General features: G+C 43.3%; 16 protein-coding genes, 1 other RNA gene and 1 pseudogene. 8 read left to right on the top strand and 10 right to left on the bottom strand.

Annotated features, from left to right (window positions below; translation table 11 throughout):
• Positions 1 to 34: 34 nt before the first annotated feature.
• Complete coding sequence (gene guaB, locus A7456_RS05180) at positions 35 to 1,504, bottom strand: IMP dehydrogenase (RefSeq protein ID WP_066888792.1); 1,470 nt, start codon at positions 1,502 to 1,504, stop codon at positions 35 to 37.
• Positions 1,505 to 1,816: 312 nt separating this feature from the next.
• On the opposite strand from guaB, the gene A7456_RS11170 reads away from it, so the two are divergent.
• Positions 1,817 to 2,116, top strand: coding sequence for a hypothetical protein (locus tag A7456_RS11170; RefSeq protein WP_145916065.1), 300 nt, complete (start codon positions 1,817 to 1,819; stop codon positions 2,114 to 2,116).
• A gap of 124 nt (positions 2,117 to 2,240) precedes the next feature.
• On the opposite strand, the gene cysS is transcribed toward A7456_RS11170, so the two are convergent.
• Complete coding sequence (gene cysS / locus A7456_RS05170) at positions 2,241 to 3,638, bottom strand: cysteine--tRNA ligase (protein WP_067008271.1); 1,398 nt, start codon at positions 3,636 to 3,638, stop codon at positions 2,241 to 2,243.
• 268 nt (positions 3,639 to 3,906) lie between these two features.
• Positions 3,907 to 4,842, bottom strand: a complete 936-nt coding sequence (locus tag A7456_RS05165; RefSeq protein ID WP_067008268.1) for a hypothetical protein — start codon at positions 4,840 to 4,842, stop codon at positions 3,907 to 3,909.
• A gap of 362 nt (positions 4,843 to 5,204) precedes the next feature.
• Between A7456_RS05165 and A7456_RS05160 the strand changes: the two genes are divergently transcribed.
• Complete coding sequence (locus A7456_RS05160; protein ID WP_067008267.1) at positions 5,205 to 5,978, top strand: methyltransferase domain-containing protein; 774 nt, start codon at positions 5,205 to 5,207, stop codon at positions 5,976 to 5,978.
• A gap of 141 nt (positions 5,979 to 6,119) precedes the next feature.
• Here A7456_RS05160 and yiaA read toward each other — a convergent pair whose 3' ends face one another.
• Positions 6,120 to 6,584: an inner membrane protein YiaA gene (yiaA, locus tag A7456_RS05155; protein ID WP_067008265.1), complete on the bottom strand. Its 465-nt coding sequence runs from the start codon at positions 6,582 to 6,584 to the stop codon at positions 6,120 to 6,122.
• 243 nt (positions 6,585 to 6,827) lie between these two features.
• Between yiaA and lon the strand changes: the two are divergent.
• The 4 genes and pseudogenes from lon (at position 6,828) to A7456_RS05135 (ending at position 12,016) form a co-directional block, all read left to right on the top strand.
• Positions 6,828 to 9,229 (top strand): annotated as a pseudogene (lon, locus tag A7456_RS05150) (endopeptidase La).
• Between the two features lie 147 nt (positions 9,230 to 9,376).
• Positions 9,377 to 11,116 (top strand): arginine--tRNA ligase, encoded by a 1,740-nt coding sequence (gene argS / locus A7456_RS05145; RefSeq protein WP_067008253.1) that lies wholly within the window; start codon positions 9,377 to 9,379, stop codon positions 11,114 to 11,116.
• A gap of 55 nt (positions 11,117 to 11,171) precedes the next feature.
• Positions 11,172 to 11,600 carry an ASCH domain-containing protein gene (locus tag A7456_RS05140; protein WP_067008250.1) on the top strand — a complete coding sequence of 143 codons (429 nt, stop codon included), beginning with the start codon at positions 11,172 to 11,174 and terminating at the stop codon, positions 11,598 to 11,600.
• A complete protein-coding gene (locus A7456_RS05135; RefSeq protein ID WP_067008247.1) occupies positions 11,597 to 12,016 on the top strand; it encodes an RNA-binding S4 domain-containing protein in 420 nt (139 codons plus the stop codon). Before A7456_RS05140 ends, A7456_RS05135 begins: the two co-directional genes overlap by 4 nt.
• Positions 12,017 to 12,166: 150 nt before the next feature.
• Here the strand turns inward: A7456_RS05135 and ffs are convergent.
• The 3 genes from ffs to A7456_RS05120 form a co-directional block, all read right to left on the bottom strand.
• Positions 12,167 to 12,263, bottom strand: an RNA gene (ffs, locus tag A7456_RS05130) — signal recognition particle sRNA small type.
• A 211-nt stretch (positions 12,264 to 12,474) separates the two neighbouring features.
• Complete coding sequence (locus tag A7456_RS05125) at positions 12,475 to 13,305, bottom strand: inositol monophosphatase family protein (protein WP_066892038.1); 831 nt, start codon at positions 13,303 to 13,305, stop codon at positions 12,475 to 12,477.
• Positions 13,306 to 13,443: 138 nt separating this feature from the next.
• Entirely contained in the window at positions 13,444 to 14,076 is a 633-nt protein-coding gene (locus A7456_RS05120; RefSeq protein ID WP_067008244.1) for a WG repeat-containing protein, read from the bottom strand.
• A 257-nt stretch (positions 14,077 to 14,333) separates the two neighbouring features.
• Between A7456_RS05120 and A7456_RS05115 the strand changes: the two genes are divergently transcribed.
• A complete protein-coding gene (locus A7456_RS05115; RefSeq protein WP_062498984.1) occupies positions 14,334 to 15,575 on the top strand; it encodes a YkvI family membrane protein in 1,242 nt (413 codons plus the stop codon).
• Between the two features lie 395 nt (positions 15,576 to 15,970).
• Here A7456_RS05115 and A7456_RS05110 read toward each other — a convergent pair whose 3' ends face one another.
• Entirely contained in the window at positions 15,971 to 18,073 is a 2,103-nt protein-coding gene (locus A7456_RS05110; RefSeq protein WP_067008242.1) for a 1-deoxy-D-xylulose-5-phosphate synthase, read from the bottom strand.
• Positions 18,074 to 18,349: 276 nt separating this feature from the next.
• On the opposite strand from A7456_RS05110, the gene ribA reads away from it, so the two are divergent.
• Complete coding sequence (ribA, locus tag A7456_RS05105) at positions 18,350 to 18,958, top strand: GTP cyclohydrolase II (protein ID WP_067008631.1); 609 nt, start codon at positions 18,350 to 18,352, stop codon at positions 18,956 to 18,958.
• On the opposite strand, the gene A7456_RS05100 is transcribed toward ribA, so the two are convergent.
• Positions 18,951 to 19,142: a DUF3761 domain-containing protein gene (locus A7456_RS05100; RefSeq protein WP_066888817.1), complete on the bottom strand. Its 192-nt coding sequence runs from the start codon at positions 19,140 to 19,142 to the stop codon at positions 18,951 to 18,953. The genes ribA and A7456_RS05100 overlap by 8 nt on opposite strands.
• Before the next feature lie 90 nt (positions 19,143 to 19,232).
• A complete protein-coding gene (locus tag A7456_RS05095) occupies positions 19,233 to 19,841 on the bottom strand; it encodes a tetratricopeptide repeat protein (protein ID WP_067008239.1) in 609 nt (202 codons plus the stop codon).
• Positions 19,842 to 19,875: the final 34 nt, after the last annotated feature.

Genomic DNA, 19,875 nt, shown 5'->3' with positions numbered 1-19,875 from the left:
CTGCTAAAATATTTTTCATTAACCTTGATGATAATTAACCTTGACGATAATTCGGAGCTTCTTTGGTAATCTGCACATCATGAACGTGCGACTCTTTCATACCTGCCGATGTTACCTTAATAAACTGTGGCTTAGTTCGTAACTCTTCAATGGTAGCACAACCTGTATAACCCATGGACGAACGCAGACCGCCAGCCAGCTGATTGATGATGCCTGTTACCGAACCTTTGTATGGCACACGTCCTTCAATGCCTTCTGGCACAAGTTTTTCCACACCCTCTTTGGCATCTTGAAAATAACGGTCAGATGAACCATTTTGTCCGCTCATCGCCCCAAGCGACCCCATACCACGATATGCCTTATAGTAGCGACCTTGATACAGCTCCATCTCACCAGGAGCTTCTTCTGTCCCTGCTAAGAGTCCCCCTACCATGATACAGCTTGCTCCTGCTGCCAAAGCCTTTGCCATATCGCCAGAAAAACGAATGCCGCCATCAGCAATCAGTGGGATACGCTCTTGTAAGGCACTTGCCACATTATCAATGGCACTAATCTGTGGCACACCAATCCCTGCAATGATACGAGTGGTGCAGATAGAACCTGGCCCAATGCCAACTTTAACAGCATCCGCCCCAGCATCTAAGAGGGCAAGGGCAGCATCACCTGTGGCAATGTTACCGCCAATGACTTGTATGTGGGGGTATTTTTTCTTGATAAAGGCAACCCTATCAATCACACCACGGCTATGTCCATGAGCGGTATCAACCACAATCACATCTACATCAGCCTCTACGAGTGCCTCTACACGTGCCTCGGTATCCGCCCCTGTACCAACCGCCGCCCCCACACGCAAGCGACCTTGTGCATCTTTGGCGGCGTTAGGATTGTTTTCGGCTTTGCTAAAATCATTGACGGTAATTAGTCCTTTTAAGTGAAAATTATCATCAATAACAATTACTTTTTCAATGCGGTGCGTGTGCAATAAGCGTTTGATATTCTCAGTAGACTCACCTTCTTTGACAGTAACGAGTTTATCCTTTGGGGTCATCACATTTTTGACAGGCTGATTAAGATTGGTCTCAAAACGCAAATCACGGTGTGTTACAATGCCTACCACTTGACGGCTATCATCTACCACAGGCACACCTGAAATGTGATTTTCACGAGTGATGCGAAGCAGCTCGCCCACACTTGTCTCTGGACTTACAGTAATGGGATCGGCAACGGTACCCGCTTCAAACTTTTTGACATGACGGATACGACTGGCTTGACGGCTGATGTCCATGTTTTTGTGAATGATGCCCATGCCACCAAGCTGTGCCATGGCAATTGCCATCTTTGATTCGGTAACGGTATCCATCGCCGCCGATAAGATTGGTAAGTTTAGGTCAATCTCACGGGTCAGACGAGTGGATAAGCTCACATCTTTTGGCAACACCTCAGAGTAGGCAGGTAGCAGCAATACATCATCAAAGGTCAATGCTTCATAACTTAATCTTAACATAACAGCCCCTTATGGCAAAAATGGAAAATACACCATCAAAAAACCAAAAAAAGCTAAACAGTCATCTGCCTAGCCTTTGGATATACGGTTACTTGTTTGTTTTGGCATTGTATATCGGTTTGAGAGTGTAAAATTAGCGGTGCATTATACAACAGATTATCAGACTTGTCAATTATCAATTTATTTAATTTATTGATTAATTTTGAAGGTATCCGTAAATTACAAAATAAAGTTGATGACAAGATAACTATGATATAAAATACCCAATCAATCTATAAACTTATACCTAACTTACTTATATAAGCACCAGTTATGAAACGCCTTACCCTACTTTGCCCATTACTACTAACCGCCTGCACCGCACCAACAGTAACGCCTAAGCCTGCTGTTATTGATGCGATAGCACCCCATCCATCTACTCTGTCAGAACCTGCCATGTCCATGAAGCACTGCACCATGGAGTATTTTCCTGTCTGTGCCACACTTGAACAAAATGGACAACGCTTTGATGAAACCTTTGGCAACCGCTGTGCTGCCCATACATTCATCCCAAATGACACTAAGGTGATAGATGTGCGTGATGGTGAATGCAACCCAAACAGCAAGCACTGATGAGATTTGGTTATTTGTAATTAAAGTCTCATCACACCATAGCCAAACGTTAGCTTGGTTATCCTTGTTATTATTGTGTTATGACAATAATAACAACCATCATTATCATACACCCAACCTTTATTCACACTCTTCGCCAGCTCGTCCCTGACCTACCGTCTTCTAACGCCACACCTTGTTCTTCTAGCTCGGCACGGATTTGGTCAGCAAGCGCAAAATCCTTGTCAGCTTTGGCTTGTTTACGCTTATCAATCATCGCCAAAATCTCACTCTCAGAGATGCTCTCATCACCAATTTGGGCTTGTAAAAAGGCTTTTGGAGCAGTTTGGGCGATGTTTAGCACACGTGCCAGCGTCTTTAATATCACAGCAAATTTTAGTCCGCCTGCCATGTCGTCTGCCTTAACCGCTTTATTTATCTCGCCTGCAACCTCAAATAAAACACTCATCGCTTGGGCGGTGTTAAAGTCATCATTCATCGCACGCACAAAGGCTTGCCCATGCTCACCATCCCACACCGTCTCATCTATCTCTACCACCTCAAAAGGTTTTAGGGCGTGATATAGACGTGATAAGGCGGTATGGCTTTCTTTTAAAGCCGTATCAGAGAAGTTAATCGGACTGCGATAATGACTAGATAGGATAAAAAAGCGAACGGTCTCGGCATGAAAATCCTGCAACACCTCACGAATGGTAAAGAAGTTGTTCAAGGATTTGCTCATTTTTTCATCATCCACATTGACAAAACCAACATGTAGCCAGTTGTTGGCGTACTGTTTGCCTGTCGCCCCCTCGCTTTGGGCAATCTCGTTTTCATGGTGTGGAAACTGCAAATCATGCCCGCCACCATGAATGTCAAAACTCTCACCCAAACAACAAGTACTCATCGCACTGCACTCAATATGCCAACCAGGGCGACCCAAACCCCATGGACTTTGCCAATGTGGTTCAAACGGTTTGGCAGATTTCCACAGCACAAAATCAAAAGGGTTGTCTTTATCATCTACTGTAAGAACCCTTGCCCCTGCTTGCATGTCAGCAAGTTTACGTTTAGACAGCTTGCCATACTCAGGAAAATTTGCCACCTTATAATACACATCGCCACTTGCCCCCTGATAGGCTAGGTCTTTGGACTGCAAGGTATTTATCATATCAAGCATTTGGGGAATGTGGTCAGTTGCCTTAGGCTCACTGGTTGGACGCAAGCATCCTAAGCGGTCAGCATCTTCGTGCATGGCACTGATAAAACGTGCGGTCAGCTCGCCAATGGTTTCGCCGTTTTCGTTTGCTCGTTTGATGATTTTGTCGTCAATGTCGGTGATGTTGCGGACGTAGTTTACCTCAAAATAACGAGACAACCAACGATAAATCACATCAAAACTCACCATCACCCGAGCATGTCCAATATGACAATAATCATACACCGTCATGCCACAGACATACATGCCCACTTTGCCATCATGGATGGGAACAAAACGCTCTTTTTGTGCCGATAAAGTATTATACAGGTGTAAGTCGCTCATGCTATGCCTTTAACTTGACAATGGTTTTTGATAAAGGGGCTATCATACTAAAAATTTAAAAAAAATACTAGGGCATGGATGAATGAAAAACTGGGGGAATTCATTAAAATCAGTTAAAATCAGTTAAAATCAGTTAAAATCAGTTAAAATCAGTTAAAATCAGTTAAAATCAGTTAAAATCATCATTTTAAAACAAAACTCCAAATCGCTTTGGGGCATATTGCCACTTATCATCACTTGCCACTTGGCTTAAAATGACATAAAAATATCAGTAAGTCTCATCGGTCTCAATAATGACAATCTCATCACTGATGGGTTTTTGTGTTTCAAATTCAGCTGTGGGCTTTGTTTTTGGTTTGGATGGTGTTTGGGTCTGTGATGTTGTCTCTGGTTGGGTCTTGGATGTCATCTTGGATGTCATCTTGGATTCTGCGAGTTTTGTATTAGATTCAAAGGCTTGTGGTATGCCAGATGGGATGTCCTCAGGCTGTAAAATGGCTTCTTCGGGCGTGGGAATTTGAGGCAATGGTGGCAACTCCACAGGGCGGATTTGCACCGTTGGGGCAGGGATGATGTCATTAAACTCTTGACCGATATTGGCGGTTTCACGTTTGGCATTGACCAGGTTTTGGCGATTCATTGCACGTATTGCTGTTGCCATGGTTTCAGACGCAAGCATAATGACAGGCGTGTTATTATCAATGGTCAGTGTTTGCTCATCTGAGTGAAAAACAAAATCACCCACAAGACGATTGCCCCCCATAATACTTATGCCATCTTCAATGGCTTGCTCTTCTAGACCTGCCACGCCTGCCCTGCCAAATACCTTATTGGCAGTCTCAATCTCTTGACTGGGTAGGACGATATGAAGCTGTCCACGACACTCGCTGGCGGTTTGGCTGATGTTTTGCAAATCAATATCCAGCTCCAACAAACGTGCGTTTAGCTGTAACGCCAACTGCTCGCTTGCTCCACTACCAAGTGCATGCACAGATGCTGTATAAAGCTCATCACGCACAAGGCTGACCACACGGTTTTTTAAACCAATATCATCACAGACCATAACAGGGTGTTGGGCAACCTTGGGGGTAGCAACATCAATTTCTGCCTGTGGTTTGGGATCATCCTTTTTGGTGCATCCGACCATGCCAGCTAACGCAAGGGCGATGGCAGACACACAGGTTAAATGGTTAAGTATTTTCATGGTTTATCTCAAAATCTTGGTTGACATTTGGGGTGTGGCGGTCTTGTGCTCTACAATAAAATACCCAATTTAAAAAATAGGGTTAAAAATAAGAGCATGACAGGTTTTTAAAACAACCCCAATAACCAAATCATGTGCATGTTAATCATGCCAATGCTCATCATTTTATACCTATATACACCTAAAATATACCTAAATTTTTATACCCAAATTTTAAGCATCAGGCTGGTGTTTAGTGGACAGATGGTCGTTTTTCACATGTAAATTTAAAATGCAAATCATGTTATGTGCTATAATGTGCCATAAAGGGCAGACCCCAACCATTATACCACGCCAAACCCATTTGCCAAATTATTTTTACCATGAATGATACCATCTCCCATTCTCATGTTAATGACCGTAATTTTAATGACATCGCCGATCATTTTGCCAAAAAAGTCTATGGCACCCCAAAAGGTCAAATCCGCCTTGCCGTATTAGAGCGAGACTTATCCAAACATTTGCCAAATCATCCGCTTAGGGTGTTGGACATAGGGGCAGGACTTGCTCAAATCAGCCTAAACCTTGCCACACATCATGACACAACCATCAGCGACATCTCTACTAAGATGATACAACAAGCCCAAAACACCGCAAGCAAACTTGGCGTATCACCTCGTTTTATCACCGCTTCTTATCAAGAGCTTGCCACACGGTTGCAGGGTGAGACCTTTGATTTGATTTTATGCCATGCTGTCCTAGAATGGCTTGGCGAACCTGCCAAAATCATGGCGTTTTTTGATGAATTTTTAGCCGATGATGGTTACTTGTCTTTATGCTTTTACAATCCTGCCAGCATGATTTATCGCAACCTTATCATGGGTAATTTTTATCAATTAGAACACCCCAAACCCGCCGATAACAAAAGTCTAACCCCAAACAATCCTGTGCCTTATGAGACGGTCAAATCATGGCTTGATGATAAAAAATACACCATCATTTGCCAATCAGGGATACGAGTGTTCTCTGACTATACTCCCTTAAAACGTGGCGGACTGGGTAATCCTGATGATGTTATGGCGATGGAACTTAACTACTCCCAAACGCACCCTTTTTGGCAAATGGGGCGGTACTTGCATATTTTGGCGAAAAGGTAAGATAATTCACTCTTGACTCAAAATAGCAACTTATTGATTATTCAATAATCATTTTTAGGTTGTAGGGACGAATTGCAATTCGCCCTTGATAAACAAAGCACTTATATAAGAAGCCAAAATGGGATAAGACACCAAAAACACTTACTCTTTTTCTTTTAAAAAATCATCTTTTTCCAAAAAGACATCGCCCTGCTCATAAGGATTTTCATATTCCTTAACCACTTGCAAATCCCGAATGTTCTTTTGAATGGTAATCACCGCAAAGAGTGACAAGGTAAACGCCATAAAATAATAGCCCTTTTCGCTAAGTAGCAAAGTGGCGTTCCATAGACCCACGGTCATCAGTAACATCGCAAGCCCCAACGCCAACCAACTAATGCCATAATAAATGCCCGACACAGGGATATTTTCTGCTTTATCACGAATGGTTTTTTGTAGGCTAATCGCCGCATACAGCCCCAATGCCAACACCGCAAAATAATAGCCCTTCTCGTTTAACATCATCTCGGCATTCCACAGACCAACCAAAAAGCCAAGCACGCCCACGCCCAGCATCGCCCAAGATGCACCGACATAAGCCGATGTTGGTTTATTAATGATTTGCATGGTTTTTTCCTTTCATCATTTAAAAAATTGATAGATGTTTTTAGAGTTTTGAATAATATAGCAAAATAAAGCAAAACCGACAAGTGTACTTTATGGCATGATTTGGCTTTTAGCATTGACCATATTATAAACAATAATACGATTTTTGACCCAATTTTTCATAAAACCATCGCACCGCCTTGCAATTTACCACGCCTGCCACCATAACAGGTCAACATTATAAGAATTTATTTGGAGTTTATCATGCCTGATAACCAAACCTTACCCCTACTTGCCGTGCGTGATGTCGTGGTTTATCCACACATGCAAATCGCTCTATTTGTGGGGCGTGAGCAGTCCATCAATGCCATAGAACTTGCCGATGAGCGTTTTGATGGTCATCTGCTTGTGGTCTCACAAAAAGACTCGCTGTCAGAGGAGATTAGTACAGACAATCTTTACCACTTTGGTACGGTGTGCAAGGTCATCAGCACCATGCCCCATGATGCTGATGAAAACTGTCTTAAAGTACTCATCGAAGGGCAAATGCGTGCCAAAGTGAGAGATGTTAATGTTGATAAGGCACATAACACTCTTGTGGCGACATTTCACAAAAAGCCTGTTAGCGATACACTAAGTGATGACGACAAAGAAGCCTATAAAAAGGTACTGATGGACTTTTTTGCCAATTTTGCCGAAGAAAATCTACGTAACGGACGTGAGATTATCCGTGTGGCAGGCAAGATTAACGACTTGACCGAGCTCATGTACTTTATCGCCACTCGCATATCCATGCCCCTTGACACAAAACAAACACTGCTTGAAGATAACGATATCACCGATCATTACCAAACGCTGGTTGATTTTTTTGTCAGCAATCATGCTGAGCAGTCGCTTGAAAATGAACTTCAAGAGAGCGTACGCAAGCAGATGGAAAACAACCATCGTGAGTATTTTTTAAATGAAAAAATGAAAGCGATTAAGTCTGAGCTGTCTGACTTAAATGATGGGGCAGATGAAGAAGACGGAGAACTTGAAAAACGCCTAAACAATGCTGACCTGCCTGATGATGTCCGCAAAAAGGCTGAAACCGAATTTAAAAAACTAAAACAAATGCCCCCAAGTTCATCAGAGGCATCGGTGGTACGTGGTTATGTAGAATGGATACTAGATACCCCATGGAAAAAAGCAAGCAAGGTATCTGTTGACCTAAATAAAGCCAAAGAAACGCTAGACAAAGACCACTATGGGCTAGATGATGTCAAAGACCGTATTTTGGAATATCTGGCAGTACAATCTCGTGTCAAAAAATTAAAAGGCCCGATTTTGTGTTTGGTTGGTCCTCCTGGGGTGGGAAAAACATCGCTGGGCGAGAGCATTGCTCGCGCCACAGGGCGTAAATTTGTGCGTATGGCATTAGGTGGTGTGCGTGATGAAGCTGAAATCCGTGGACATCGCCGTACCTATATCGGCGCCATGCCCGGTAAAATTGTGCAGTCTTTGGCAAAAGTGGCCGTTAAAAACCCGCTGTTTTTGCTGGATGAGATTGATAAAATGGCACAAGACTACCGTGGTGACCCTGCATCCGCCTTATTAGAAGTGCTTGACCCATCGCAAAACAACAGTTTCAATGACCATTATCTTGATTTGGATTTGGATTTATCTCAGGTGATGTTCATCTGTACCGCCAACTCAATGAACATACCCCCTGCCTTGCTTGACCGCATGGAGGTAATCCGTCTGCCAGGGTATACCGAAGATGAAAAAATGAACATTGCCAAAAACCATCTCGCTCCCAAAGCCCTGGAACAAAACGGACTTGGCAAAGATGAGCTTGATATTAGCGATGATGCTGTTCTTAACATCATCCGCCACTATACTCGTGAAGCAGGCGTGCGTAATTTGGAGCGTGAGATTAACAAAATCAGCCGTAAAGCGGTACGTTCACAGATTGAAACCTATGGCATCAAACCCAAAAAAGACAGCAAAATTGAGTCTTTGTCGGTAACAGATGAAAACATTACCGATTATTTGGGTGTTAGACCCTTTGACTTTGGGCTTGCCGAAAAAGACCCTGAAATCGGACGCATTACAGGACTTGCATGGACTTCGGTGGGTGGCGAGTTGCTCACCATTGAAACCGCTACCATGCAGGGCAAAGGTGAGCTTGTCTTTACAGGGTCGCTTGGCGATGTCATGAAAGAATCCATTCGTGCCGCCATGAGTGTGGTACGTGCAGGGGGTGAGCGTTTTGGCATCAGTTATGATAAGTTCAAAGATACCGACGTTCATGTGCATATGCCTGAGGGTGCTACACCCAAAGACGGCCCGTCCGCAGGCATTGCCCTGACCACCGCTTTGGTTTCTGCTTTTACAGGCATTGCCATTCGTGCTGACATTGCCATGACAGGTGAGGTTACCTTACGCGGTAAAGTGCTAAAAATTGGCGGTCTAAAAGAAAAACTGCTTGCCGCTCTGAACATGTGCTTATCCCCAAAGCCAACGAACCTGACCTTGCCGACATTCCTGATAACGTCAAAGAGGGTTTGACCATTCAAGCGGTTGAGACCATCGATGAGGTGCTAAAAGTCGCCTTGGTTGCCCCACTCATGCCCTTAAAGCCCAGTATGGTTGTCAAAAACGATGAACAAACGTTGAGAAGCTGACCCAAACATACCCAAAACCCTGTCTGCTGGCGGGGTTTTTCCACTTTATGGGCATGCTACCAGCCCTGACAGTTCTGTGATGATTTTTGCCAAAACTGTTCAATTTTTAGTATAATAATTCGTTTAATATCACTTTTAAGAGCCATCATGAACATCTCCACCCTACTTCACACTCACCTACAAACCGCGATGATAAACGCAGGAGCAGATAAAGGCACCGACCCCATCATTAAACAGTCAAATAAGCCCCAATTTGGTGATTATCAAGCCAATGGCGTGATGGGTGTTGCTAAAAAACTTGGTATCAACCCACGAGAATTTGCCCAAAAAGTACTTGATGAGTTAAACGCCAACCAATCCTTAGATGGTATTGCCAAAAAATTAGAAATTGCAGGGCCTGGTTTTATTAATATCTTTCTTGATACAGATTTTTTGGCAAAATCCGTTCAAAATGCACGCTTATCGGAACATTTGGGCATCACATCAAATCATAACCAGACAGTTGTCGTTGACTACTCATCGCCCAATGTCGCCAAAGAGATGCACGTTGGGCATTTGCGTTCTACCATCATTGGCGACAGTTTGGTACGTGTGCTTGAATTTTTGGGTGATACCGTCATTCGTGCCAACCATGTGGGCGACTGGGGAACACAGTTTGGTATGCTCATCGCCTACCTTGAAAAAATGCAAAATGAAAATGCGTCCGATATGGCATTATCTGACTTAGAAGCCTTTTACCGTGATGCCAAAGCAACTTATGACAACGATGAAGCATTTGCCGAAAAAGCTCGTGGCTATGTGGTCAAACTCCAAAGTGGTGATGAATATTGCCTTGCCATGTGGCAAAAACTCGTTGCCATTACCATGAGCCAAAACCAAGCCAGCTATGAACGCCTGAACGTAACCCTAACCGATAAAGACATCATGGGCGAGAGTCTATACAACCCCATGCTCCCTGACATCGTCAAAACCCTAAAAGAAAAAGGCATGGCGGTAGAAGATGACGGGGCGACTGTGGTATATCTGCCTGAATTTAAAAACAAAGAAGGCAAGCCGCTTGGCATCATCATCCAAAAAAAAGACGGCGGATTTTTGTACACTACCACCGACATTGCTGCTGCAAGCTATCGTTATCATACCTTAAATGCTGACCGTGCCATTGTTTACTCTGATACCCGTCAAGCCCAACATATGGCACAGGCATGGGCGATTGCACGGCTTGGCGGATTTGTGCCTGATACGTTCAAATTAGAGCATCATAATTTTGGCATGATGTTAGGCAGTGATGGCAAACCGTTCAAAACTCGCACAGGCGGTACAATCAAACTTACTGACCTACTTGATGAAGCTGTTGCCCGTGCCACAGTATTAATAGACAGTAAAAACCCTGACATGAATGCAGATGAGAAAGTAGCACTCATTGATGCTGTTGCCATCGGAGCGATAAAATACGCTGACCTATCCAAACACCGAACAACTGATTATGTGTTTGATTGGGACAGCATGCTAAACTTTGAGGGCAATACCGCCCCTTATATGCAGTACGCTTATACACGTGTGCGTTCTATTTTTGCCAAAGCAGGGGTAAATCCTGACACGCTAACAGGCGAGATTGTCATCACGGACGACAAAGAGCGAGCATTGGCGGTCAAATTACTCCAATTTGAAGAAGCCCTACGTCAAGTTGCCAAAGACGGCACACCTCATGTTTTGTGTGCCTATCTGTATGAATTGGCTGGGGTTTTCTCATCATTTTATGAAGCCTGCCCGATTTTGTCAGCAGATGATGACACCAAAAACAGTCGCCTACAACTGGCGGATTTGACCGCTAAGACCTTAAAAACAGGCTTAAATTTACTCGGTATTAAGACGGTTGAGAGAATGTAAATCACACATTGCCATTGGGTTGTCCTGATGGCAATTTTTTAACTTGGAAGCACTTATGTTTGACAAATTTGGCAATATAAGCACCGACAATTTGGACATTACCGCCCTGCCCCATTGGTCATTTGGCGACAGCCCCCAAATGGCAGACGAACTTGTAGGGCTTGTCTTAGACGGCAAAAAGCGAGCCACTTGCACCGCTCTACATTGGCATTTGGACGAGCCAGCTTACCCCGTTGGTAGCCTGCAAGTCATCACAGACGGACAAAACCGCCCACGCTGTGTTATCCAAAACACTACCCAATTCATCATTCGCTTTTGTGATGTTGATGAAAAGTTGGCACGTCAAGAAGGCGAAGGCGATTTGTCGCTTGATTTTTGGCGGACGGCTCATCAAGAATTTTTTGAACGGTTTGGGATATTTGATGATAAAATGTGGTTATTGTTTGAAACCTTTGATGTTATAAAAATACTGGACACTCCATGAACAACCAAACCAATCAAGAACCCCAAACCCTAAATAAAGTCCGAGCCGATAAATGGCTGTGGGCTGCTCGATTTTTTCGCACTCGCACGCTTGCCAAAGAAGCAATAGAAGGCGGAAAGGTTCACATGAACGGTCAAAAAATCAAAACAAGCAAAGAGTTACACGTAGGCGACATTCTAACCATTCGCCAAGGTCATGCCAGTGTCCAAGAACAAAAAACAATAATTATCAAAGCCTTATCTGACAATCGAGGCAGTGCTACCATCGCCCAAACGCTATACGATGAGACGGACGAGAGCATTGCCACCAGAGAGTTTTTTGCCCATCAACGTCAATTACAAAACCTTGCCAGACCATCCACCAAACCTGACAAAAAACAGCGTCGGGACATTAAGAAATTTAAAAATAATTGGTAAAAATAAGCACACAAGCACACAAGCACACAAGCACACAAGCACACAAAGATTATCTCAAAAGAACGACATCAGAAAATAACAATATCATCATGGATATGTAGGAGAAGATACGTACAGAGAAGGGTTGTCAAATTTTAGACAAAAAAATGACTTCACCAGCACATCTTCGGCACACTTTGGGATTACTACCGTTGCTACCTTCCGGTCCTGGCGGGGTTCATAAATCAAAGTTGCGAAGCTACCGATGAAGCCGAGATTAATTATACATGAATTTTTAAAAAATGCAAGAAAAATTTACCAAAACTTTTATATTTGTAAAAACCAGTCCCAAACTACCGCTTACCATCCTAAATACCATCTAAAACTTCAAGCTACTTTGTTTGTTTGGTGGTTTTATTTGATGATTTTGCACATTCAAATGTTCAAAGCCATCTGGCTTGTTTATTTTGGCTTGTTTATCATGCCAGTGCGTTTTCCCACGTTGGGATGACCGCTTGCATGAGTGGTTTTAGCAGTTTGGCATTACAGGCAAAGACTGAACCTGTCTGCATGGCGTTATTTGCTCCCTTGTGGTCAACCACCACCGCTTTGGCCTCACTGGCAATCAGCTCGCCTGCACACACATCCCACGGCTTAATATTCATCTCAAAATAACCATCAAAACGTCCTGCTGCCACATAACACAAATCCAGTGCTGCTGAGCCTGTGCGACGAACCTGTCCGCCTTGCTCACAAATCACCGCCAAACTGGCAAAATGCTGACGGATAAAACTCGTGCGAGTCTCGCCCATCATGCGTTCATAAGGATGCCCTGTGGTAAACAGTCCGCCCGCTATCGTGGTACGCCCCGAGACTGACAGACGACGTTGGTTAAGTCTTGCTCCACGATTACGGCTGGCGGTGAACAGTTCATCACGCATAGGGTCATAGACCACGCCATGCTCGGTTACACCTTTATGCTGAATGCCAATAGACACACAAAAATGTGGCACACCATGCACAAAATTCTGCGTGCCATCTAGCGGGTCAATGACAAAACACCACTCTGCATCTGCCCCCCTACCCTCTTGCAAGCCAAACTCTTCACCCAAAAATGAATGCTTAGGGTAACTCTCTTTTAACAAAGAAATGGTCAGCTCTTCGGCATAACGGTCAACCTTGGTTACCAAACCATCCAAACCTTTGGACTCAACACCCAAATCAATACGATGACGGTTCTCATGAGCCTTTAAAATCTCATGACCGACTTTTTTCGCCACTTCGGACGCAATCACCACCATAGGTTCCATAATATACCTTACCAATGTTTATTAAATAATGTAAATAATGCTTTTGTATTCATCATACAAAGACTGTCATTATAGCCTAAAATGGGTAAAATTGCGATCAAAATTTACCACCCATCAAAGTTGGTCAAAACTCATCTATTAATGGTTGGGTTCTGGCATCAAAGGCTCAGCAAATAACAACTCATGAATCAAATCCACGGTAGCGACATCCATCTTTGCCATTGGCGGGGCGGGGGCATCATCTAACACCCTTTGACCTTGCCCATCTACCATAAAATACTCATCCTCCTTGCGAACTAATGCCATGCCATTTTTAAAAAACCCCACATCATCATATTTTAGTGGTACAACTAGCAGTCCTTGATGATTGATAAAACCAAATTTTTCTCGGTATTTTACCCTTGCCAGTTGATGGTTAAATTGACCAATTTCATCAAACATGATTGGCACAATAATAATCCCTCTGTCATCCATCATACCATATTTGCCATTTTGGGCAACTTTGATGAGTCCATCTAACACACATTCAACGCCGTCATATTCATCGCTGACTTTGGGCATGACACAGTCATGAGCCATTGCCATTTGATAAGCACTCAAAACAGGCATTAACAAAACAAATATCGGCAGGCACAGCAAAGGGGGTTTGATTATTGACATGAGTAAAGTGGCATAAAAGTGGCGTAAAAGTGGCGTGGTACATAAAACGTGGCGTGGTACAAATGGCATGACCAAATCAGTCAAACAGCCAATAACAACAGATTTTATCAAACTTTATTCGTCAATACCAAGACTTTTATTCAGCACCAGCACCAGCACCCATGCCATTTTATGCAACAGATTGATAATTTATGCTTAATTTGCCCTATTTTATCATTTTATGTTATAATTTCATATTTTTTTATGATAGATAACCCACCATAAAACGCTCATTTTGGTCAAGATTTGCAACCCAGACCCGCTTTGCAAATCTTTGCTTACACAGTTTTATGTAGAGTTTTGGGGCATGTAAAGTTTTAAGGTTTTTTATGAATTACAAACGCATTATCATGATTGCATTGGCATATGTCGGTGTGGTTACAGGGGCAGGACTGTCATCTGGTCAAGAAGTTTTTCAGTACTTTGTCAATTTTGGTACAATTGGTTTGGTTGGTGTGGTGCTTGTTGGCATTTTACACGCCATTTTTGGGCGGATTATTTTGACACTCGGCTCATACTACCGAGCTCGTGAACACAGTGCGGTTTTAGAGCGAATTACGGGCAAATTGGTGTACCGCCTGCTGGATATTTCACTGATTTTGAGTGGATTTGTGCTGGGCTTTGTGATGATTGCAGGGGCTGGGGCGAATCTAAACCAAGAGTTTGGTCTGCCCACATGGGTTGGTGCATTGCTCTGCTCGGTGTTGGTCGTCGTTGTGAGTATGATGAACTTTGAACGTGTTACCCAAGCCATTGGTGTATTTACGCCCATCATTGTGGGGATTATTGTGTTGCTTGCCATTTATACATTTTGGGGAAAATCTTATGATTGGGTAGCCTTAGATGGTTTTGCCAAAACCTTGCCAAAGGCTCTGCCAAATATTTGGGTGTCAGTCGTCAACTACTATGCCATTTGTATCATGGCAGCGGCGGCGATGTCCTTTGTGCTGGGCGGTAATGAGATGTATGTTGGCGAGGCGGGGCGAGGCGGACTGATTGGTGGGGCGATTATTGGCGTAATTACCACTTGCACCGCCTTTATCTTACTTGCCAACATTGAGCTTGCCAGTCAAGTTGCCATTCCCATGCAAGCCTTAGTCGCCCAAATCCATCCCATCTTTGGCACATTCATGTCAATCATCATTTTTGGCATGATTTTTAATACCGCCATCAGTTTGTATTATTCACTGGCAAAACGTTTTTCAGGAGCGGATGATGTTCGCTTTAAAAAGCTCATGGTCATCTTTGTGGCGGTCGGTTTTGGGCTAAGTTTTGCAGGCTTTAAAACACTCGTGGCGACTGTATTTCCGATTTTGGGCTATATTGGCATGCTCATGCTGTTGGTCTTGACAACCACTTGGATAAAAAATCGCCACATCATCAAAGAAGAACGCCTACGTCGCCGTCAAATCTTTGACCTTATGGTACAAAAACACGATGATGACCAACATTTTGACAAAACCCATCAAAAACACTTGGATGGTCTGATTGACAAATCAGTGCTGGATAATGATGATTTACGTCAACAAATGCGTGATATGGCAAAAGAGCATTTAGACGATAAGAGATGATTGGGTTTTGTGGTTTTTTAAAAGATGATATTTTGTCAGGGTAAATATGATTTGCCCTGACAAATCTATTTTGGGCGTGGTTAATTAACAATGCCAGATACTTTAACTACCATTGCATTGCACCTAATTCATAAAAGTTCCACCACATAGGCTTCCACTCTCCATTGACATAGTTACATTTGGGCAAGTGGCTTGAATGGTGTAGCAACTGCTACCATCTGCATTAACCGACTTCTTTTTGAATTTCGCAATTTCCATCATTTCTTTGCTATCGCATTTAATACACACGCTCAATCTTAAAACCCTTTACAGGTTTTTCAGGATAGTTCATTTATTCACACCTTTGTAAAACAAATTGATTGGATTACTATTTTATACAAAATTTTTAAATCAATCTATCTTTTTGGTTTATTCAACCACTCCAAAATCCCTGTCCCATCTAGCCTGCATTGTGCCAACTGCTCATCATGACTGCCATGGGCAACAAACACATCATCAATGCCAATTTGCACAAGAGAACCACCATAGCCCACACTTGCCAAATACTCGCCCACCGCAGAGCCTGCCCCACCCATACGCTGATGCTCCTCTACTGTGATAAAATGCGTAACGCCCTGCCCGATAAGCTCATCTATCAGCTCATTGTCAAGCGGTTTGACCCACCGCATGTCCACCACCGTCATGGGCGTGTCTGTCGTTTGGGCGAATGTTTGACTTGCTGACAGAGCGTCATATAGGCGTGTACCAAAGGCAAGCATGGCGATTTTTTTGTCTGATGCTTTTTTATCTTTGGCGATAAAACCATCTGATTGCCATACCACTCTCGCCCGACCAATGGCAAAACTCTCATCAATGTCCTTGACAATCTGTCGCCCCACACCCACACCCCTAGGATAGCGAATGGCACTTGTGCCTTGATAGGCATAACAAGCACTAAGCAAATGATAGCATTCATGTTCATCGCTTGGAGCAGCAATGACAACATTTGGCACACAACGCAAATACGCCAAATCAAACACGCCTGCATGAGTTGCACCATCTTCGCCCACAAGTCCCGCTCGGTCTATGGCAAAAGTTACATCCAGATTTTGTAAGGCAATGTCATGAATGAGTTGGTCATAGCCACGTTGTAAAAAAGTAGAATAAATCGCCACCACAGGCTTTAATCCACCTGTCGCCATACCCCCTGCTAAGGTTACGGCATGCTGTTCGGCTATTGCCACATCAAAAAATTTATCAGGATAAGCCTTGGCAAATGCCACCATCCCAGAGCCCTCACTCATGGCAGGGGTAATGGCAACCATGCACTCGTCTGTGCCGTTATCCATAAGCCACCGCCCAAATACGTCCGAGTACTTTTGGGGTTTTGAGGCAGGGTCTATTTTATCAGTTTTTGGCGGCTCGTTTTTGGGTAATTTGCCAATGGCATGATAGGTAATGGGGTCAGCCTCAGCAGGCAAAAAGCCCTTACCCTTAACCGTATGCACATGAATCAGCACCGCCCCTTTTAACTGTTTGGCACGCCGAAATACTTGTAAAAGTTTTGGCAAATCATGTCCATCAAAGGGCCCAAGATAGGTAAAACCAATCGCCTTAAATAGGTTATCAGGGAAAATATGGTCATGCACTTTTTCAGCGATTTTATCAGACAAGGGCATGGGCGGGGCATTTTTACCAAAGAGATTGCCAATGTTTTGCACAAGATTGCCACCGAGTTTGGCAGGGATTTTTTCTAGGGTTTCTTTTGCCCCATTTGCCATGTGTATATAATGGCGAACCCGCCTGTCATCAGGGCTAATCTCACGCTTTATCATCAAGATATTGCCATGTTTATCAATGTCAAAAGCCAGCCCACGTTGCCATAAACGTGCCAAATGGCGACTAAATCCACCAATGGCTTGCGAGATTGACATGTCATTATCGTTTAGCACCACCGTCAAATCAGCATTTTGCTGAACAGCGTCATTCATTGCCTCAAACGCCATACCCCCCGTCATCGCCCCGTCTCCGATGATTGCCACCACTTTGCGGTTTTCGCCTTTGATACGACTTGCCAAACTCATGCCAAGCCCTGCTGATATGGAGGTAGAGCTATGTCCCACGCCAAAGGTGTCGTACTCACTCTCACCTCGCTCAGGAAATGCCGTCAAACCGCCTTTGGCACGGATATGCAAAAGCTCATCACGGCGACCTGTCAACACTTTATGGGCATACGCTTGATGCCCCACATCCCACACAAGTTTATCATAAGGTGTGTCATAAATGGCATGCAAAACAACCGTCAGCTCTACCACACCCAAATTTGCCCCAAAATGTCCACCACTTTGACCGACCGAATAGAGCAAATACTCACGCAATTCATCAGATAATTGGCACAGCTCATCGGTGCTTAACGTCTTTAAATCTCTGGGTAAATTCACTTTATCCAAAAGTGGTGTCGTTGGGCGAGAGATGGGCAGGTGCGTAAAGGTGCGTGGGGTGTGAACAGAGGTTGGCATAAGGCTAGTGTTCCAGATTTTGATTTTTCAAAAGTCATCTTTGCAAAGTTATGTTAAATCATGACAAATTTGGGGTATAATGCCAAACTTGATGATAGCAAAGCCAAACTTAAACTTAAATGAGTGGCTTATTTTACAAGATAGCCTTTTAATTTGCCATAGCAGCACCATTTAATTCACAAATTATTCACAATTTATTCACAAGTTAATCAGGGCGTGCCAACATTGATGACACAATAAGGACAGCACGCCCCATCATTGTACGTTTTGGGGAAAATTTTGTATCAATTTATCAGCAAAGCCAACTTGCCTACCGTGCATGGCGATTTTATCATTCATGCCTTTGAAAACGAACACGGTCAAGAACATGTTTTACTAAGCGTGGGGTTGCCATCTGCCGACCCTGATGCCATTGCGCTCATTCGCATTCATTCAGAGTGCTTAACAGGCGATGCTTTTGGTTCATTAAAATGCGACTGTGGCCCACAGCTTAATACCGCCATGCAAATGATACAAGCCCACGGCTGTGGGGCGATACTCTATCTGCGTCAAGAGGGGCGTGGCATTGGGCTTGTGAATAAAATCCGTGCCTACGCTCTACAAGACCAAGGACATGATACGCTAGATGCCAATCTCATGCTTAATCTGCCAGCGGATGCTCGTACTTATGAGATGTGTGAGGTTATGCTAAAACACGTTGGCATTGATAAAGCCAGACTGTTGACTAACAACCCAAACAAACTTGCCTATTTGCAGGCGTTGGGGATTGAGGTGGTGGAGCGAGTGCCGTTACTGGTGGGTGTCAATCCATTTAATGCCGAATATTTGGCGATTAAGGGGGCGAAAATGGGGCATTTTATCCCCACGCATGTAAAGCCTATCTAAGCCAATGCTTGACACCGCCATGTGATGAACAAACACCACGCCTGCCTAGACTTTTAGAACACGTGCCGTCATAACAAATGGCGGTGCATTCATGAGAATGCCCATAATACTCGGACGGATAATACTTATTGGTATTTGAATACTGTGTTTGTGGGGTTTGTAATTCAAGTTGTTTTTGTGTCATTGAATTTTCCAGTGAGATTTCCCTTTGGATTTTTTCTATCATCCCATCAAATCCAGACACACCTTGATAATTGGGAATTTTTTGAAAATATTATAAGGCGATTTCTCTATTTTTTTCAATACCGAACAGTCCTTTATAATAAATCTCTCCCATTCTAAAAATAGCGGGTTCATAGTGTAAACCTACCAACTCATTATATAATAATAGTGCTTGCTGATGATTTTTCTCTATGCCTCTACCTTGTGCCAAATGATTGGCTAACACAAACCCAGCTTCTAAATTGCCAGATAAATAGGCTTGATAATACCAAGCATTGGCATTTTTTAAATCTTGGGATACGCCAATTCCCTGCTCATGAATTTTTGCCATTTCAAATTGAGCATCAGGATAGCCATCAAAAGCAAGTTGTTCATACCAGTATAGAGATTTTTGTAAATCTTGTCCGTATTTTTCATCGCCAAATAAAATATCAGCACCTTTACGGTAATTTTCAGCCAAACAAAGCATACCCTCAACTTTATCCCAGTTTTTTAACAAATGACAAGGAATATCACCATCAGCCAAACAAATGCTACCATCATCTTTTGGTTGACTTTTTGTCTTAATTTCACATTGATAAATTGTTTGTATAAATTGTTGTTTCTGCTTGCGATTATGGTTATCCGTCCATAGATAACCAACTGCCACCACAATAAACACAAAGAAAAAAACCTATCCATTGTCTTTAATTAAC

This window comes from Moraxella nonliquefaciens (genome assembly GCF_001679005.1).
Lineage (GTDB): Bacteria > Pseudomonadota > Gammaproteobacteria > Pseudomonadales > Moraxellaceae > Moraxella > Moraxella nonliquefaciens.
This window is presented reverse-complemented; position numbering and strand designations above follow the sequence as displayed.

Excerpts from the sequence above, each read along its gene's own strand:
- A7456_RS05110 (WP_067008242.1), bottom strand. The coding sequence starts at position 18,073 with ATGCCAACCTCTGTTCACACCCCACGCACCTTTACGCACCTGCCCATC.
- A7456_RS05135 (WP_067008247.1), top strand. The coding sequence starts at position 11,597 with ATGAACAACCAAACCAATCAAGAACCCCAAACCCTAAATAAAGTCCGA.
- guaB (WP_066888792.1), bottom strand. The coding sequence starts at position 1,504 with ATGTTAAGATTAAGTTATGAAGCATTGACCTTTGATGATGTATTGCTG.
- A7456_RS05160 (WP_067008267.1), top strand. The coding sequence starts at position 5,205 with ATGAATGATACCATCTCCCATTCTCATGTTAATGACCGTAATTTTAAT.
- A7456_RS05100 (WP_066888817.1), bottom strand. The coding sequence starts at position 19,142 with ATGACACAAAAACAACTTGAATTACAAACCCCACAAACACAGTATTCA.
- argS (WP_067008253.1), top strand. The coding sequence starts at position 9,377 with ATGAACATCTCCACCCTACTTCACACTCACCTACAAACCGCGATGATA.
- A7456_RS11170 (WP_145916065.1), top strand. The coding sequence starts at position 1,817 with ATGAAACGCCTTACCCTACTTTGCCCATTACTACTAACCGCCTGCACC.
- yiaA (WP_067008265.1), bottom strand. The coding sequence starts at position 6,584 with ATGCAAATCATTAATAAACCAACATCGGCTTATGTCGGTGCATCTTGG.
- A7456_RS05165 (WP_067008268.1), bottom strand. The coding sequence starts at position 4,842 with ATGAAAATACTTAACCATTTAACCTGTGTGTCTGCCATCGCCCTTGCG.
- cysS (WP_067008271.1), bottom strand. The coding sequence starts at position 3,638 with ATGAGCGACTTACACCTGTATAATACTTTATCGGCACAAAAAGAGCGT.
- A7456_RS05140 (WP_067008250.1), top strand. The coding sequence starts at position 11,172 with ATGTTTGACAAATTTGGCAATATAAGCACCGACAATTTGGACATTACC.
- A7456_RS05115 (WP_062498984.1), top strand. The coding sequence starts at position 14,334 with ATGAATTACAAACGCATTATCATGATTGCATTGGCATATGTCGGTGTG.
- A7456_RS05125 (WP_066892038.1), bottom strand. The coding sequence starts at position 13,305 with ATGGAACCTATGGTGGTGATTGCGTCCGAAGTGGCGAAAAAAGTCGGT.